This is a genomic window from Undibacterium sp. TC9W, assembly GCF_049339865.1.
GTDB lineage: Bacteria > Pseudomonadota > Gammaproteobacteria > Burkholderiales > Burkholderiaceae_D > Undibacterium.
The window spans coordinates 67,090-85,153 of record NZ_JBMPPJ010000022.1; the positions used below are offsets into that span (position 1 = coordinate 67,090).

Consider the following 18,064-nt stretch of genomic DNA (forward strand, 5'->3'; position numbering starts at 1 on the left):
TTAGTGATGACTGTGTCAATTGAAAAATTTAATAGTCAGACTGGCAAATCAATTGCTATTATAGGAAGCATGGCAGCAAGCTCTCTACTTGGCTGGAAACAGCATAAGTGCAGTTTATTCAATTAAAGCTAAGATTTACCTCATGAAATCCAGTATCTTGAAATTGGTTTTGCCGGTGTGGCGGGTGCTCCCTACAGAATTTCGCCAATCCAGCCTGGCCGCAAAAATCCGGCGCCAATTCATAGCTCCGGTAGCCGTACCGGTCCCTGCCGTCGTTCAGCTTGAACCGGCGCCACCAATGCCCGTTGAAGTTGAAGACCCGCTCATCCCTGTGCGTGCATGGCAAGATGGTTTCAAGCCAGCTCACGACTATCTGCAGTCCCCACCACCTGCCCGAACAGAGCCGCTGAAATCATCCATGTGTACAGAACAGATGATGCGCACCGAGGTTTTTCAATACTGGACTGCACGCATGGGAGACAGGCCAGGTCACATGCACAGAAAAATCTGGGAGTGGGCTTTCATCACCCAGGCTTTGAAAGAGCGCGGCATGCTGCAAGAAGGGCAGCTTGGCCTGGGATTTGCTGTCGGCACAGAACCCTTGACTGCTATCTTCGCAGCACATGGTGCCAGCATCATCGCCACGGATTTGTTCACTGAAGAAGCACAAGCCAAGGGCTGGGTTGACTCCACCCAGCACGCGAATGGTTTTGAAGCCATCAACCAGCGTAATCTCTGCGATGAAAAAGAATTACGCAGACTGGTCGAATTCAAATTTGCCGACATGAACAATATCAGTGAAGAGCTGCATGGCAAATTCGACTTCCTGTGGTCATCCTGCGCCTTTGAACATCTGGGTTCCATCGAACATGGCAAGCAATTTGTCTATAATGCCATGCATTGCTTAAAGCCCGGTGGCATCGCAGTGCACACGACAGAATTCAATATGTCTTCCAATGAAGATACTGTCGATACAGGCGCTACCGTCTTGTTCCGCAAGCGCGATATAGAAGAAATCATCACTACGCTGCAATCGCAGGGTCATCAGATAGAAATCGACTGGGATGAAGGCGATGGCTACGCAGATGGCCATGTCGATATGGCGCCCTACGTACAGGATACGCATCTGCGTTTGCAGATAGAAAAATACGTAGTGACCTCGATAGGTTTGATCGTACAAAAAGCGGCGTAATTTTTAGCAATATCCGCATATTAAAAAAGCCCTGCAATCTTCAAGGATTGCAGGGCTTTTTAACTATCTGACGGTCTGGCTATCTGACTGGCTTAATCAGAAAACACCTTGCTTGCAGGTGTGATGCTGACAGCCTCAGCCTTGATGTTGAGCTTGCGCTTGCTGATGACCTGGTCTTCATCCAGCAATTCCTTGGGTTTATCTGAATTGTATTTGATCGGTGATTCAGCATCGGCCACCAGCTTTGCCTTCAGGTCGGCAGCATCTTTGGCGATGATGACGACAGACAGGTTTTCTGCCGACAAATGCTTCTTGATGGCGGCATTGACATCTGCCAGGCTCAGTTTACTCAGGTTATCACGCATCATCTTCGTGAATTCAGGCGTATGGTGCCATTGCGAATCCATGGCGTAGCCTAGCTGCTGGTCCTGGGTGGCCGTCATCATGAAGACATTTTTCATGAGGTAGGCACGTGTGATCTCGAATTCTTCCTTGCTGAGGCCCTTGTTGACCATTCTGTCGAACTCGGTAAGCGCAACACGTATGGCCATCTGGGCATTTTCCGGCGCGACCGGGCGTATCCAGATTTCAAACAGTTGTGACTGACGCGCCCTGTTGGCAGTCGGGAAGAACTGGAACATACCGCCAGGGAAGGCTTCGATATAGGCATAGTCGCCGTAATTCATGCCACGTACTTCGCGTATGCGCTGATACAAATGGGATGAGCTGGCACGGTGCTCACCCAGCCAGGTCTTGGCCAGCCACAAGGCGGCAAAATCAGGATGTGCACGCGTCACCGTGATGGGCTGCCCCAAAGAGATAGCGGTTGCCCGCGTATTTTTTTCTATGATCTCCACTTCCAGCCCTTTGCTGACCTTGCCCACGGGTGCCGTAATACGGGCAATGCCTGCACCCTCAGGCAATTTCGCCAGTGCTTGTTGCAAGGAAGCCTGCATCGCTTCTGTTACGTCGCCAGAAATACCAACCTTCAGCGCACCCTTGGTATAAGCCTGTTTCCAGAACTGTTTGACATCATCGAGCGTAATCGCATCTATGCCCTTGATCGTACCCAATACAGGGTGGGCATAGGGTGACGCTGCAAACACATTGGTTTGCAGACGTTCTTTGGCGAGTTCTTCTTCGTTGTTGTCCTTCAAATCCAGCGTCAGGGCATTCTTTTGCGCATCCTTGAGGCGGCGGAAATCTTCTTCGCGGAAGCCGGGTTCCAGCAATTGCGGCAAGGCGATATTGATCAGATCGTCCCATTTGTCTTTATGGACGGAACCGCTAAAGGTAGTCATTTCCTTGTCGGTCAGGCCATTGAAGCTGGCCGCCAACGGGAACAAGGCCTTCTTGATTTCATCAATCTTGCGCTCTTTGGAACCTGCCGCATCGACCATGGCTGCAGTCAGGGCTGCCAGACCTTCCTTGCCTGCCGGATCATTGGCTGCACCGGCATTGAACACCAGCTTGAAGCGTATCTGTGGCAGAGTGGATTTTTGTACCAGCATGTCAAGCTTGCTGCCCGTGCTCTTGTCAGCAAAGCTGGCCAGCTTGGGCAACTGGCTGACCTCGGCAGGCAAGGCTGTATTCGACAGCGTGGTGACGATCATGCTGTCATCACTCAGGTATTTCTTCGCCGCAGCCTGCAAGTCAGCTGGCGTCAGACTATCTATGAGCTGATAGAACTGATTCATGGTCGCGTAAGAACGCTTGTAATGAACAAAGCGCACCAGGGTAGAAGCGATCTGCTCGGTATTATCGAGTGAACGTATCACGCCGTATTTGAGTGCAGACTTGGCGTCGGCCAGTTCTTTGTCAGACAATGGTTTGGCGGTGATGCCGGCAACGGTCTTGAGGATGGCATCGCGCACATACACCACGTCTTCCGGCTTCTTGACGCGTGCGCCTATGGTCGCCAGGCCAGGATCAACATTGTCTGGCGTAAAGTCAAACAACTGATCGACCTTTTGCTCGTCTTGCTGCAAACGCTTGTTCAGTGCTGAGGTAGAACCGAATGACAGGTTCAGCAGCAGACGCAGGGCCGCATGTTCCTTGTTCACTTCAGAAAAAGCTGGTGCATGGAAAGCCACTGTCACATACGGCAGAGTTGGGCTAGGCCATGGCACATGCTTGTAGATCGCACCTGTCGCTGGTGGTTCTGCAGGAACAGCAGGCTGCACCTTGCCGCGCTGCCATTTACCCCAGTACTTCTCGACCAGGGCGATGGCTTTCTGCGGCTCTACATCACCGGCGATGATGACGGTGGTACGCTCAGGGCGGTACCAGCGGTCAAAGAATACCTTGGAATAGGCATATTGATTGGGCATGTCCTCAATGTCCTTGAGAAAGCCCATGGTGGTGTGCTTGTAAGTGTGCTTCTGGTAAGCCGCGTCGCGCATGACTTCAAACAGCTTGCTGATGGGGTTGGCGCTGTTCTTGTTGTATTCACCCAGTACCGCACGCGATTCTGTCTTGAAATCTGCTTCACTATAGGACAGGTTCTGGAAACGGTCTGCCTCTATCCTCAGCATGGTTTCCAGGTCTTCCTTGGAGAAGGTCGTGTGATAGTTGGTCAGGTCATCGCTGGTGTAGGCATTTTGCCTCGCGCCGGTGGCCGTCAATATATCTTTGTACTTGTCTGCCGGAATTTCCTTGGTACCGCGAAACATCATATGCTCAAAGAAATGGGCAAAACCGGATTTACCCTCTTCTATCTCATTGCGCGAACCAGTCTGTACCGGAATGTGCAGCGAGATGATGTTAGGCAAGCCAGTCGGCACGATGATGATTTTCAGGCCATTGGGCAAAAGCTTTTCTGTTGCATGGAATGGCAGCAGGTCTGCGGTTTTTTGCCCTGGCTTGATCGCCTTGGCAGTAATCGCTGGAGTTGCACCGGCTTTGTCCTGTGCATGAACAGAAATAGCCGGGAGAAAGGCAGTTGCCAGCGCAAGGGCCAGCGTGCTGCGTACAAAGGTTTTCATGGTTGCACCACCTGTAATATTTTATTGTAAGGGAGCTTGATCAGATTTTACGGAGCTACTTTTGACCAACGTGCAAAGATAGCTCAAAAAGCAGCAATTTGACTACAGTTTGCAGAACAAGTTCATGGAACCACTGATTAAGCTACTGCGCGACGCGATTTTGAACCTGCTGTTTTTGCAAATTCGTCGCCGTACCGAAGTATGACTGCGCTTCTGGGTTTCCAATGCTCTAAACTAGCGCCGCTCGCTACGCTTAGTCAGCGGTTCCTAAAAGACGAATACAAAAAAGCCCTGATGCTTTTTATGCATCAGGGCTATCTTTACAGCAAACTCACTTACTTTTTACGCTGCGGTGGCAAGTCAGTACAGACACCTTTATACACCTCAGCCGCCATGCCTATCGATTCACCGAGGGTAGGATGTGGATGGATGGTTTTGCCGATATCGACCGCATCAGCACCCATCTCTATCGCCAGGGCGACTTCGCCTATCATGTCACCGGCATGTGTGCCGACAATGCCGCCACCAACGATACGTTTGGTTTCTGCATCGAACAGCAACTTGGTGAAGCCTTCATCACGGCCATTGGCCACTGCACGGCCAGACGCAGCCCATGGGAAATGACCTTTTTCAAGCTTGACGCCTTTGGCCTTGGCTTCATCTTCTGTCATACCTACCCATGCGACTTCAGGGTCAGTGTATGCAACGGATGGAATCACGCTGGCATCAAAGTAAGCTTTTTCACCGGATGCTGCTTCTGCTGCCACATGGGCTTCATGCACAGCCTTGTGTGCCAGCATGGGTTGGCCAACCAGGTCACCAATCGCAAAAATATGCGGCACATTGGTGCGCATTTGTTTATCGACATTGATGAAGCCACGGTCAGTCACGGCCACGCCTGCCTTGTCAGCGGCAATTTTCTTGCCGTTGGGGCTGCGGCCTACTGCAACCAGTACCAGATCATAGACTTGCGGTGCGGGTGCTGTTGCGCCAGCTTCTGCCGCTTCGAACGTGACCTTGATGCCTTCAGGCAGGGCTTCAACAGCAACCGTTTTGGTTTTCAACATGATGTTGTCAAAACGTTTTTCATTGAATTTTTGCCAGACCTTGACCATGTCACGGTCCGCGCCCTGCATCAGGCCATCCAGCATTTCTACGACATCAATGCGCGAACCCAGGGTGGAATACACGGTCGCCATTTCCAGTCCGATGATGCCGCCACCGATGACCAGCATGCGTTTTGGTATCTGGCGCAATTCCAATGCACCTGTACTATCGACGATGCGCGGGTCAGCCGGTACAAAAGGCAGGTTCACGACAGAAGAACCAGCGGCAATAATCGCCTGCTTGAACTGCACGGTTTTCTTGCTACCATCGGCCGCGGTGACTTCGATATGGTTAGGGCTCAAGAATTGGCCTAAGCCCTGCACGACATTGACCTTGCGGGCTTTTGCCATGCCATTCAAGCCAGTCGTCATTTTCTTGATGACGCTTTCTTTGTAGCCGCGCAGTTTATCGATATCGATTTCTGGCTTGGCAAATGTCACGCCATGCGCTGCCATGGATGCGGTTTCATCAATTACTGCTGCTACGTGCAACAGTGCCTTGGATGGGATACAGCCAACATTCAGGCAAACACCACCCAGCGTGGAATAACGTTCTACCAGGACGGTATTCATGCCCAGATCAGCAGAACGGAAGGCTGCGGAATAACCACCAGGACCAGCGCCCAAGACCATCATGTCGCATTCAATATCGACCTTGCCGGTGTAGCCGGAAGCGACTGGCGCGGGGACGGCAGGAGCGGCTGATGCGGTAGTCGCGGCCACTGCAGTAGCGACAGCGGGAGCAGACGCTGCCTGGCCTGCAGCTTCAACAAGCAACAGCAAGCTGCCTTCAGCAACCTTGTCACCGACCTTGACCTTGATTTCTTTTACCGTACCGGCATGGCTGGATGGGATCTCCATACTGGCCTTGTCGGATTCAACTGTGATCAGCGACTGATCGAGCTTGATGCTGTCGCCCACCTTGACCATGACTTCGATGACTTCAACTTCCTTGAAATCACCAATATCAGGGACTTTGACTTCGATGATGCCGACTGGCCCAGCAGGTGTAACAGCCACAGGCGCGGCAGCAGCAGGAGCCGGTACTGGAGCAGCCGCAACTGCGGGAGCGGCCTGAGCCGCAGGCGCTGCACTTGCCGCAGCCCCCTCAGCTTCAATTACCAGCAACAGACTGCCTTCGGCAATCTTGTCACCGAGCTTGACTTTCACTTCCTTGATGACACCGGCATGGCTGGACGGGATTTCCATGCTGGCCTTGTCGGACTCCACTGTCACCAGTGATTGATCAACCTTGATGGTGTCACCCACCTTGACCAGCAATTCTATGACTTCAACTTCCTTGAAATCACCGATATCGGGTACTTTGACTTCGATAGTGCTCATAGTCTGGTCTCCGTTCACAGCAAGGTTTTACGCAGATCAGCCAGGACATCGGCCAGATAAGCAGTGAACTTGGCAGCCATGGCACCATCAATGACGCGATGGTCATAGGACAGTGACAAAGGCAACATCAGGCGTGGCTGGAATTGCTTGCCATCCCAGACAGGTTTGATATTGGATTTGGACAAGCCCAAAATCGCCACCTCAGGTGCATTGATGATAGGGGTGAAAGCCGTACCGCCGATACCACCGAGTGAAGAGATCGTGAAGGTTGCGCCCTGCATGTCAGCAGGTTTCAGTTTGCCATCGCGTGCCTGGGCCGACAACTCGCCCATTTCAACCGCGATTTGCGACAGGGTTTTCTGGTCTGCGTTTTTAACAACAGGCACGACCAGGCCATTAGGCGTGTCGGCAGCAAAACCGACGTTGTAATACTGCTTCAGGATCAGGTTTTCACCTGTTGCATCGAGCGAAGAATTAAATGCCGGGAATTTCTTCAACGCTGCAACACTGGCCTTGATGACGAAAGCCAGCATCGTCAGTTTGACGCCGGATTTGACCAGGGCTTCGTTCGAAGATTTACGGAATTCTTCGAGGTCGCTGATATCAGCTTCATCAAATTGCGTGACATGCGGGATCATCACCCAGTTGCGATGCAGGTTAGGGCCGCTGAGTTTTTTGATGCGTGACAAAGGCGATGTCGTGGTCGCGCCAAACTTGCTGAAATCCAGCGATGGCCATGGCAATACATCGAGGCCGACGCCACTGCCATTTTTTGCCGGAGCAGAAACCGCAGCAACAGCTGTGCTGCCTGCCATGATGCCCTTGACGAAGTTTTGTACGTCTTCTTGTGTGATACGGCCTTTTTGACCAGAACCGGCAACACGGCTCAGATCGACGCCCAGTTCACGTGCAAATTTGCGTATGGATGGTGAGGCGTGCGCTTTGCCTGCACTGGCTGTTGCTACAGGTGCAGGTGCAACCGGTGCTGCTGCGACTGGAGCCGGTGCAGGTGCGGGGGCCGCTGGTGCAGGCGTTGCCGCTGCTGGCGCGGGAGCTGCTGCCGTAGCAGCCGCAGGTACTGGTGCCGCCGCTGCATTTGCTGCAGCATCAACCACGACCAGCAAAGAACCTTCAGCAACCTTGTCGCCGACCTTGACTTTAATTTCTGTGACTACACCGGCATGGCTGGATGGAATTTCCATACTGGCTTTATCTGATTCTACGGTGATCAGTGACTGATCGACCTTGATGATGTCGCCGACTTTGACCATCAGCTCAATGACTTCAACTTCCTTGAAATCACCAATATCCGGTACTTTGACTTCTACGCTACTCATAGTTTTCTCCATTGTCGCCCTGCGCTATCACAGGGCGGTTGGGGTGAAGCCAGGTTTATGCTCTGTCTTCACGCTCATCCTGCCCCACTCTAAAAATGAAAGTGGCAGGAAATGTTAGTGGGTGTCAGACGTAAAATTACACAGTAACCGGATTTGGTTTATCTGCATTGATACCGTATTTGGCAATTGCCTGCGCCACCACGGATGCGGACAAGGCACCTTCATCAGCCAGTGTCTTCAAGGCAGCGATGACCACGAAGTAACGGTTGACTTCAAAGAACTCACGCAATTTGGCGCGGGAATCAGAGCGACCAAAACCATCTGTACCCAACACTTTATAGCTACGGCTCTTAGGTATGAAGGCACGTACCTGTTCAGCAAAGGTGCGCATATAGTCGGTTGCGACAACGATAGGGCCAGCCGTGTCTTTCAGGCATTGAGCGATGTAAGGCACACGTGGTTCTGCAGTCGGGTGCAGCATGTTCCAGCGTTCAGCATCCTGGCCGTCACGGGCCAGCAAAGTGAAGGATGGAGCTGACCAGACATCGGCAGCAATACCCCAGTCGTTTTGCAGCAACTCAGCACCGGCAATCACCTCACGCAAGATGGTGCCTGAGCCCATCAGTTGCACGCGATGCTTGGTAGTCTGCTCGGATTTTTGCAACTGGTACAGGCCCTTGATGATGCCTTCTTCCTGACCGGCTTTCAAACCTGGATGGCTATAGTTTTCATTCATCAGGGTGATGTAGTAAAACACATCTTCCTGATCGGTCACCATGCGGCGCAGGCCATCATGCATGATGACTGCCACTTCATGCGCAAAGGTCGGGTCATAAGGAATACAGTTAGGGATGGTGGATGCCAGTACATGGCTGTGACCATCTTCATGCTGCAAGCCTTCACCATTCAGCGTCGTGCGACCGGCAGTACCGCCGAGCAAGAAGCCGCGTGCACGCATATCGCCAGCAGCCCAGGCCAGATCGCCAATACGTTGCAGGCCGAACATCGAGTAATAGGTATAGAACGGGATCATGACGCGGTTATTGGTAGAGTAGGAAGTCGCCGCAGCGATCCATGAACTCATACCACCAGCTTCATTGATACCTTCTTGCAAAATCTGACCAGCTTTGTCTTCGCGGTAATACATGACCTGGTCTTTATCGACAGGCTCATACAACTGCCCCACCTGACTGAAAATACCGATCTGGCGGAACAGACCTTCCATACCAAAAGTACGGGATTCATCGACCATGATAGGCACGACGCGTGGACCCAGGCTGGCGTCGCGCAGCAAGGCGGTCAGGATACGGACATAAGCGGCTGTCGTGGAAATTTCACGACCCTCTGCCGTTGGTTCCAGCATGGCCTGGAAGGCGGTCAATTCTGGCACCACCAGAGCCTCGTCGGCTTTTTGACGACGTTGCGGCAGGTAGCCACCGAGTTCTTTACGACGCGCATGCAGGTATTGCATTTCTGGCGTGTCATCAGCCGGTTTAAAGAATGGGATTGCTGGCAATTCGGAATCCGCAATCGGCAACTGGAAGCGGTCACGCATGGCCTTGATGGCTTCGTCGTCGAGCTTCTTGGTATTGTGTGCGGTGTTGCGTGCTTCGCCGGATTTGCCAAAACCAAAGCCCTTGATACTCTTGGCCAGGATAACGGTAGGCTGGCCCTTGTTTTCCTGGGCGACTTTAAATGCTGCATAAATCTTGTGTGGGTCATGACCACCACGAGTGAGACGCCAGATGTCGTCATCCGACATTTTGCTGACCATTTCCAGCAATTTTGGATGTTTGCCAAAGAAGTTGGCACGTACATAGGCACCATCCTTGGCTTTGTAGTTCTGGTATTCGCCATCAACGGTTTCCATCATCACTTTTTGCAGGATGCCGTCTTTGTCTTTCGCCAGCAATTCGTCCCAGCCGCTACCCCAGATGACTTTGACGACATTCCAGCCTGCGCCACGGAAATCAGATTCCAGTTCCTGGATGATTTTGCCATTGCCACGTACCGGGCCGTCCAGGCGCTGCAGGTTACAGTTGACGACAATCACCAGATTGTCGAGCTGTTCGCGGCCAGCCATGCCGATCGCGCCCATGGATTCTGGTTCATCCATCTCACCATCGCCGCAGAATGCCCAGACCTTTCGTTTTTCAGTGTCAGCAATACCGCGTGCGTGCAAATACTTCAGGAAACGCGCCTGATAGATCGCCATCAACGGACCCAGGCCCATGGACACGGTAGGGAATTGCCAGAAATCAGGCATCAGTTTTGGATGCGGGTAAGAAGACAGCCCCTTGCCATCGACTTCGCGGCGGAAATGCAGCAACTGATCTTCAGTCAAACGACCTTCGAGGAAGGCGCGTGCATAGATACCAGGGGAAGAATGGCCCTGTATGTAAAGCAGATCACCACCGTGATCTTCAGTCGGCGCATGCCAGAAATGGTTAAAGCCTATGCCCAGCATATTTGCCAGCGACGCAAAGCTGGAAAGGTGACCACCAAGGTCGCCATCAACGCGGTTAGCCTTGACCACCATGGCCATCGCATTCCAGCGCATATAAGAACGCAGGCGCTCTTCAATTTCCAGGTTACCCGGGCAATGCTCACCCTGGTCAGCCGGAATTGTATTCACATAGGCTGTATTGCTGGAAAACGGGATATGGGCACCACGGCGGCGCGCCAGATCTACCATGCGTTCCATCAGGTAATGTGCGCGTTCTGGGCCTTCGGCCTCTATGACTGCTTCAAGCGCATCCAGCCACTCATTTGTTTCAACTACATCGGGATCATTGGCGGCCTGGGCCAGCACCTGGTCTATCTGGGGTGACATAGAAGGGGTCTCCTGTTGGTGCGCGTCAGGGTGAAACGCGCGGGGCGAATCGACAAATTACGGCTAGTTTTTTGTTCTCGCGAGTATTTTAACAGGACTTTTTAATTTTTCAAATAGCGATATATGATTTTACAATGTGAAATTTACGCCGCAGCGCAGCAATTAAAATGAAAAATTCTTTTATTTTATTCATAAGCCATCTATTAAAAGTTAACTCATGATGCTTGATGTGCAGTGCAAAATCCTTGAAATACATGATGAGCATGCTTATTGCTTACAGCATTTAAATTTTTATTAATCCACTGATAAGTTATTGCAATTTACCTACAACTTTTCTAAAGGTAACAAAAAAAGGGCGATGAATAAATAATCATCGCCCTTTCAATCGTCTTTCTAATAAAACTTATTATTTGAATCGATATTTCAGACCCCATTTAAAATGCCCCAATTATTTCAGGGTCTTACCGACTCATAGATCAAGCGCTGCTGATTATGCTGATGCAGTAAATATTTCAATATATTGCTATTGATCTCTTTGCTTGCTGCACTAACAGCAAGCAGATTTCGGGAGGACCACTCTACTTCTGCGCCTAAGTTTTGCAAAGTCTGAGCGACCTCGTCAGTATCCGTGCCCAGAGAATTACCAAACCAGATACGGTGAGTTTTATATCCCGATGGCCTTAGGACACGGGTAAATACATAGTCATTTGTAGTTTCTACTTCATCACCCAAATCCATATCCCAGGTAAAAAAGGGAATGCAACATATAACAAATTTATGCGCATCAATTTTCTTGGTCCATAGCTGCTCCCATTTTTGGGACTCTCCATCGCCATCAACTTTAGCCATTATTAGAAAATCAGCTTCTGCACGCCATACAGGGGATTGATGTTTTCCATACAAATCATCAGCTTTGGCAGACATGTATCTCCATTTTTATTCAAGATATGATTCGGCAATAATAGGGCATCTTAATTCAGTAGTCACCCTAATAAAAATCCAAGGCCGTGCCGTTGCAGTTTGCGAGGTTGACTTGTCTGATACGGTTGGTGTGGCGCCTATCTGGAAGTACAGCACTTTGGTAACTTGCGGGGCGATTTTGGCATAAGAATAAAAAAAGGGCGATGAATAAATCATCGCCCTTAGAATCGCCTTAAACAGCGTAACTACTTATTATTTGAATTGATATTTCAGGCCAACTTTGAAGTAACGGCCGATTGCGCCGCTGCCGTCCATGGGGTTGAAGCCCATAGCACCGTAAGTCAGAGGATCCAGTGGTGCAACCTTGTCAAACAGATTGGCGATGGAACCGAAGACTTCCAGGTTTTTCATTGCCTTGTAGCGGAAAGACACATCCAGAGTCGTGAAGGAAGCCAGTGTGCAACCTGCTGGCGCATCAGTGCCGTCAGCAAACTTGTTGGCGCAAGGCTGGCCTTCTTCTGGGATGTTTTTCATGGAACCACGATAGCTGACTACGCCCGTGATGTTCAATGGACCTCTGTCCCAACCCAGTACAAAGTTGACTTTGTCTTTTGGTGTACCAGCGCAATTGGATGTATCGCAGTTACCATGAGTACCGGCATATTGATGCTGCACTGTACCATCGACACGCAACCAGGAATTAACGTGAGTCCAGTTGACGTCAGCAGTCAGTTTGCCGTATTCACCCAGATTGATACGCTGCCTTGCGTTCAGGTCCACACCCTTGACTTCAGTGTAGCTGGAGTTCGCATAAGGAGCTGCACCACCGATGATGGTACCTGTACCTGGTGTCACCACGCCGTTGATGGTCAGGTTGTTATCCTGACGCAATACGCCTGGCAAGGCCGCTGCTTGCTGGAAGGACATAGAGTTGATTTCGTTATTGCGACGAATCTTCCATGCGTCAATCGCGAAGCTGGTGTCTGGCAATGGGTCCCAGACCATACCCAAAGTGTAACCTTTGGATTTTTCTGGTTGCAGGTTAGGGTTGCCAACTTTGAAGCCTGTGAAAGTCGCAGCGCAGTCAGAAGCCTGTGCGCCTGGCAATGGTGTGCCATTAGGGCAGCGTACTGGATCGCGCACAGATGCCGTACCTGCACTGAAACTTTCTGTACCAGATTCAGGAGCACTTGGTGCACGGAAGCCTTCAGAATAAGTACCACGCAAAGCAAATGTTTTCACTGGTGTCCACTTGGCACCGACTTTTGGTGTCACAGAGGAGAAGTGAGAATATTTGTCGTAACGCAGCGCGCCGGACAATTCAAGAGACTTGATGACCGGAGCCAGCAACTCTGCATAGATCGCAGATACTGTTTCATCGCCCTTAGCCGCTACATAGCTGGCATTGATGGAACCATCTTTACTGCCGTCCAGGGAAGGCATGTCGTAGGATTCACGGCGGTATTCAGCACCGACCGCCAGACCCATCATACCGCCCGGCAAAGCGAACAATTCACGGGAAGCCTTGAAGTCGATGATATCCATTTTGGTAGGTGCATCGATAGTCGCTGTCTTGACCATGGCTGCATACAAAGCCGGATTGTTTTTACTGGCCTGAGTACCTATGTAGTATGGGAAGTATGGGCTCTTGGGATCGCCCAGAGCAGACTTCAATACCGCCATATTGATGGTGTTGGTGTAGTCCAGATGCAGCTTGGATTCAGAATGCAAAATAGCTGTATCGAAATCCCAACCAGCCATCGTACCTTTCAAACCTGCAACGGCGCGGTAGAAGGAGTTGTCAGCAATACGACGGTTAGCACCGACGTCAAACATGGAATAACGCAGACGGACATCAGCGCCATACGGATTTTGCGGATGCGAAGCCGACATCAGGATGGTGTTGCCGTAGTTAATGTTACCGTTCAAATTGGTAGGATTTGAAGGGAAGAACACGTTGGCAGATGTAGAAGGAGGCGTTACTGTGAACGCGGCCTTGCGCTGGGAATAACCAAATTCAGCATAAGCCTGCAAATCATCATTCAACTGCCAGGTACCACGGGCAAACAGGTTCACACCGTCGATTTGTGGCAGCATGGTACGGAACTGATCTGCGTACCACAAACAGCCACCACCTGGATCCTGCACTTTAGTTGTCGACAAGGAGGAGCAACCTGGCAGGGAAACATAGTTCAGCGTTTTTGGATCGCGCAGGGAACCAGCAGGATTTGGTTGCGCGCTGTTATTGCCGGCGATATAACCGGAAGTGAAAGAGCCCACAGTCACCATAGGGTAACCCCAGCGACGCCAGTCGCCTGTACCTATCCAGTCGCGGTCATTACGCTGGCTGTTCATCAACTCATTGGATTTGTAAGCCTCGGCATTGAGGATGATGTTGTATTTGTCTTTGTCCAGATTACCAAAACCGGCAGTGATGGAGCCTTTGATCTGATTGGCATCGCGGGAACCGGAAGTACCAGCAGTCGCGCTGACAGTGATGCCTTCATAGTTCTTTTTCAGGATAATATTAACAACACCGGCAATCGCATCTGCACCGTAGATGGAAGAAGCACCATCTTTCAGGATCTCGATACGTTCAACCACTTCCATAGGGATAGTGGAGATATCTGTAAATGCTTTTTGACCATCATCAGCACGGCCAAACTGCGCCATGCGGCGGCCATTCAGCAATACCAGTGTAGAAGTGGCACCCAGGCCACGCAGAGAGATGGCTGTGGAACCGGCAGCAAAACCATTACCGAAGCTGGTTGGCAAAGAACCCGCGCCATCGGAAGTCAGGGTTTGCAGGTATTCGGCAACGGTCGTCTTACCAGACTTGTCGATATCTGCACGGCTGATGATTTGTATCGGCGATGCAGTTTCAGCTTCAGCACGTTTGATACTGGTGCCTGTTACTTCTACCCGCTGTACCTTGGCGTCATCCTGCGCAAATGCAGGTTGTGCCAGCATACCTGCTGTCATCATCAAGCCGCCTGAAAACATCACGCGCAGCGATCTTGAAATTACCTTTTCCTTCAGCATATCTCTCTCCTAGGGGGTTTGTTTCTAGTGTTACATCGCGGCTAAGCCAGTCAATCAACCACGATGAAAAATATTTTGAAAATTAATTTTCACAATATGTATGAAGCCATTCTTGAAATTTGAAGTCAATGAATACGCAGAGAATGCGGACAGAAAACAACAAAGCGATACAATTCCATAACCAATTGACACAAAAGACTTACATAAAGGTAATTCAAAACTGAAAATTGATTATTAATTACATAATTTTTCACTATGAAAAACAATGTTAAATGGCCGGAATTGAAGTCAACAGCGCGAGCTTGATTTGCAGACATGCTCCATGCGCCGCCATCCCTTATAATCCTGCCTTATCTATCACTAACATAGCCCTATAAAACCATGACTGCCCAAATCATCAGTGGTACCCAGCTTTCTGTACAAATCCGTGCCGATGTAACACAACGTGCCGCCAAACTGACCGCCGCAGGCAAGCAGCCTGGCCTGGCTGTCATCCTGGTTGGTGAGAATCCGGCGTCGCAGGTGTATGTACGCAACAAGGTCAAGGCTTGTGAAGACTGCGGTTTTTACTCAGTTTTGGAAAAATATGATGCAAATTTGACCGAAGAAGCATTGCTTGAGCACATTGCCCGCCTGAACAATGATGCAAAGATCAATGGCATCCTGGTGCAACTCCCTCTGCCTGCCCACATCAATGCCAACAAGGTCATCGAAGCGATTGCGGCAGAAAAAGACGTCGATGGTTTCCATATCAGCAATGCGGGCTTGTTGATGACCGGCCAGCCATTGTTCCGTCCCTGCACGCCTTATGGCGTCATGAAGATGCTGGAATCGATAGATTATCCTGTGCGCGGTGCCAACGCGGTCGTGGTCGGCGCTTCGAATATCGTGGGTAAACCGCAGGCCATGTTGCTCTTGCAAGCTGGCGCTACAGTCACCATCTGTAATTCCAAGACCCGTGACCTGACTGCACATACACGCAATGCCGACATACTGGTCGTTGCTACCGGCAAGCGCAATATTGTCACGGCAGACATGATCAAACCTGGCGCAGTCGTCATCGACGTAGGCATGAACCGCGATGATGAAGGCAAACTCTGCGGTGACGTTGATTATCTGCCAAGCACAGAAGTCGCGGGTTATATTACGCCAGTACCAGGCGGTGTCGGTCCGATGACAATCACCATGCTGCTGGTCAACACCATAGAAGCCGCTGAAAGAATTTAATATGACCCAAGACAATCCCCTGCTCGACTTTAGCGATTTACCGCGTTTTTCTGACATCCAGGCCCAGCATGTTGGCCCAGCGATTGCCGCCCTGCTGGAAGAAAACCGTGCAGTGATTGCAGAACTGGAAAAAAACACTGGCCCGGTTACCTGGGACAAGTTTGTAGAGCCACTGGAAAACGCCACAGAAAAACTGGGGCGCGCCTGGGGGATAGTCGGTCATTTAAATGCGGTTGTCGATACGCCAGAAATGCGCGCCGCCTACAATGAAAACCAGCCAGCCATTACTGAGTTCTGGACAGAGCTGGGGCAAAATCTCGCCCTGTTTGCCGGCTATAAAGCCTTGCAGCAAGCGCCTGAATTTGCCAGCCTGCCACAAGCCAGAAAAACTATCATCCAGAATGCGATACGCGACTTCCAGTTGAGTGGTGCAGAACTGGCCGAGGACAAGAAGCTGCGCTATGCAGAGATACAAGAAAAGCAGGCTGCCCTATCGACCAAATTTTCTGAAAACCTGCTCGATGCAACCAATGATTACGGCCTCTTCATCGAAGATGTAGCCGAGCTCAAAGGCTTGCCAGAAGATGTATTGCAGGCTGCCAAATCAGCGGCAGAAGCCGATAGCAAAACCGGCTATAAATTCACCCTGCACTTCCCTTCGTATTTCCCGTTATTACAATACGCAGAAAACCGTCATATCCGCGAAACCATTTACCGCGCCAATGCGACCAAGGCTTCAGAGCTTGGCAGCAAGGCAGAATGGGATAATAGCGACATCATGGCCGAACTGCTGCGCCTGCGCAAAGAAGAGGCGCTGCTGCTGGGTTATCAAAATTTTGCCGAAGTATCACTGGTCAGCAAGATGGCAGAATCACCGGCGCAAGTCAGCCAGTTCCTGGAAGACCTGGCAAAACGCGCCCGCCCTTATGCAGAAAAAGACCTGGCAGAATTGCGTGCCTTCGCGGCAGACGAGCTGAGCATCAGCGACATGCAAGCCTGGGATACTGCCTATGCATCCGAAAAACTGCGCCAGCAACGCTATGCCTTTTCTGAGCAGGAAGTGAAGGAATACTTCCCTGAGCATAAGGTTGTCGATGGCTTGTTCCGCGTCATCCAGACCCTGTTTGCAGTCGATATCAAACCAGATCAGGCAACTGTCTGGCACAAGGATGTGAAGTTTTACCGGCTTGAAAAAAATGGCGCGCTGATCGGTCAGTTTTATCTTGACCTGTATGCCCGCAATGGCAAACGTGGCGGTGCCTGGATGGACGACGCACGTGGCCGCAGATTGACAGCGCAAGGAGTACAAACACCCGTCGCTTATCTGACCTGTAATTTCAGTGCACCTGTCACCATGAATGGCGTGGCAAAACCTGCCCTGTTCAGCCATGATGAGGTGATTACCCTGTTCCATGAATTTGGCCATGGCCTGCATCATTTGCTGACCAAGGTAGATGATCTGTCTGTCTCTGGCATTTCTGGTGTGGAGTGGGATGCAGTGGAATTGCCCTCTCAATTCATGGAGAATTTTTGCTGGGAATGGGATGTATTGCAGCACATGACTTCTCATGTGGATACTGGTGCGGCATTGCCACGCTCATTGTATGACAAGATGATTGCGGCCAAAAACTTCCAGTCTGGTTTGCAAACCCTGCGCCAGGTTGAGTTCTCCCTGTTTGATATGCGTTTGCATGATGCCTTTGAGCCGAATGGTAGTCAAAGCGTGCAAGACATCGTCAGGGAAGTGCGTGCCAAGGTGGCAGTCATGCAGCCGCCAGAATTCAATCGCTTCCAGCATTCTTTCAGCCATATTTTTTCTGGTGGATATGCGGCGGGCTATTATAGCTATAAGTGGGCAGAAGTCTTGTCTGCCGACGCCTATGCCGCTTTTGAAGAACACGCAAGTGAATCAGGTAGCACCCTGTCACGTGCGGTGGGTGAAAAATTTCAAACCGAAGTCCTGGAAGCTGGCGGTTCCCGCCCTGCCCTGGCTTCGTTCAAGGCATTCCGTGGCCGTGAGCCGGTCATCGATGCCTTGTTACGTCACAATGGCATGAGTGCCTGAGTCTTGAGGAGAA

At 50.9% G+C, this 18,064-nt stretch carries 9 protein-coding genes; 3 read left to right on the top strand and 6 right to left on the bottom strand.

Annotated features, from left to right (window positions below; translation table 11 throughout):
- Positions 1 to 142 precede the first annotated feature (142 nt).
- Positions 143 to 1,192, top strand: coding sequence for an SAM-dependent methyltransferase (locus ACO0LN_RS24300; protein WP_422978309.1), 1,050 nt, complete (start codon positions 143 to 145; stop codon positions 1,190 to 1,192).
- 92 nt (positions 1,193 to 1,284) lie between these two features.
- Here ACO0LN_RS24300 and ACO0LN_RS24305 read toward each other — a convergent pair whose 3' ends face one another.
- The 6 genes from ACO0LN_RS24305 to ACO0LN_RS24330 all read right to left on the bottom strand — a co-directional run bounded on the left by ACO0LN_RS24305 (position 1,285) and on the right by ACO0LN_RS24330 (position 14,759).
- On the bottom strand, positions 1,285 to 4,176 hold the full coding sequence (locus tag ACO0LN_RS24305) for a M16 family metallopeptidase (RefSeq protein WP_422978311.1): 2,892 nt from the start codon (positions 4,174 to 4,176) through the stop codon (positions 1,285 to 1,287).
- 335 nt (positions 4,177 to 4,511) lie between these two features.
- A complete protein-coding gene (gene lpdA, locus ACO0LN_RS24310; protein ID WP_422978313.1) occupies positions 4,512 to 6,626 on the bottom strand; it encodes a dihydrolipoyl dehydrogenase in 2,115 nt (704 codons plus the stop codon).
- 14 nt (positions 6,627 to 6,640) lie between these two features.
- Positions 6,641 to 7,963, bottom strand: coding sequence for a dihydrolipoyllysine-residue acetyltransferase (gene aceF / locus ACO0LN_RS24315; protein ID WP_422978315.1), 1,323 nt, complete (start codon positions 7,961 to 7,963; stop codon positions 6,641 to 6,643).
- A 136-nt stretch (positions 7,964 to 8,099) separates the two neighbouring features.
- Complete coding sequence (aceE, locus tag ACO0LN_RS24320) at positions 8,100 to 10,796, bottom strand: pyruvate dehydrogenase (acetyl-transferring), homodimeric type (RefSeq protein ID WP_422978317.1); 2,697 nt, start codon at positions 10,794 to 10,796, stop codon at positions 8,100 to 8,102.
- 453 nt (positions 10,797 to 11,249) lie between these two features.
- Positions 11,250 to 11,720, bottom strand: a complete 471-nt coding sequence (locus ACO0LN_RS24325; protein ID WP_422978319.1) for a DUF4265 domain-containing protein — start codon at positions 11,718 to 11,720, stop codon at positions 11,250 to 11,252.
- Positions 11,721 to 11,969: 249 nt separating this feature from the next.
- Positions 11,970 to 14,759, bottom strand: coding sequence for a TonB-dependent receptor (locus ACO0LN_RS24330; RefSeq protein ID WP_422978321.1), 2,790 nt, complete (start codon positions 14,757 to 14,759; stop codon positions 11,970 to 11,972).
- Between the two features lie 381 nt (positions 14,760 to 15,140).
- Between ACO0LN_RS24330 and folD the strand changes: the two genes are divergently transcribed.
- On the top strand, positions 15,141 to 15,986 hold the full coding sequence (folD, locus tag ACO0LN_RS24335) for a bifunctional methylenetetrahydrofolate dehydrogenase/methenyltetrahydrofolate cyclohydrolase FolD (protein ID WP_422978323.1): 846 nt from the start codon (positions 15,141 to 15,143) through the stop codon (positions 15,984 to 15,986).
- Position 15,987: 1 nt separating this feature from the next.
- Entirely contained in the window at positions 15,988 to 18,051 is a 2,064-nt protein-coding gene (locus ACO0LN_RS24340) for a M3 family metallopeptidase (RefSeq protein ID WP_422978325.1), read from the top strand.
- Positions 18,052 to 18,064 lie beyond the last annotated feature (13 nt).

Bases quoted from the DNA above. Each gene is read 5' to 3' on its own strand.
- aceE (WP_422978317.1), bottom strand. From the start codon at position 10,796: ATGTCACCCCAGATAGACCAGGTGCTGGCCCAGGCCGCCAATGATCCC.
- ACO0LN_RS24325 (WP_422978319.1), bottom strand. From the start codon at position 11,720: ATGTCTGCCAAAGCTGATGATTTGTATGGAAAACATCAATCCCCTGTA.
- folD (WP_422978323.1), top strand. From the start codon at position 15,141: ATGACTGCCCAAATCATCAGTGGTACCCAGCTTTCTGTACAAATCCGT.
- lpdA (WP_422978313.1), bottom strand. From the start codon at position 6,626: ATGAGCACTATCGAAGTCAAAGTACCCGATATCGGTGATTTCAAGGAA.
- ACO0LN_RS24330 (WP_422978321.1), bottom strand. From the start codon at position 14,759: ATGCTGAAGGAAAAGGTAATTTCAAGATCGCTGCGCGTGATGTTTTCA.
- ACO0LN_RS24340 (WP_422978325.1), top strand. From the start codon at position 15,988: ATGACCCAAGACAATCCCCTGCTCGACTTTAGCGATTTACCGCGTTTT.
- ACO0LN_RS24300 (WP_422978309.1), top strand. From the start codon at position 143: ATGAAATCCAGTATCTTGAAATTGGTTTTGCCGGTGTGGCGGGTGCTC.
- aceF (WP_422978315.1), bottom strand. From the start codon at position 7,963: ATGAGTAGCGTAGAAGTCAAAGTACCGGATATTGGTGATTTCAAGGAA.
- ACO0LN_RS24305 (WP_422978311.1), bottom strand. From the start codon at position 4,176: ATGAAAACCTTTGTACGCAGCACGCTGGCCCTTGCGCTGGCAACTGCC.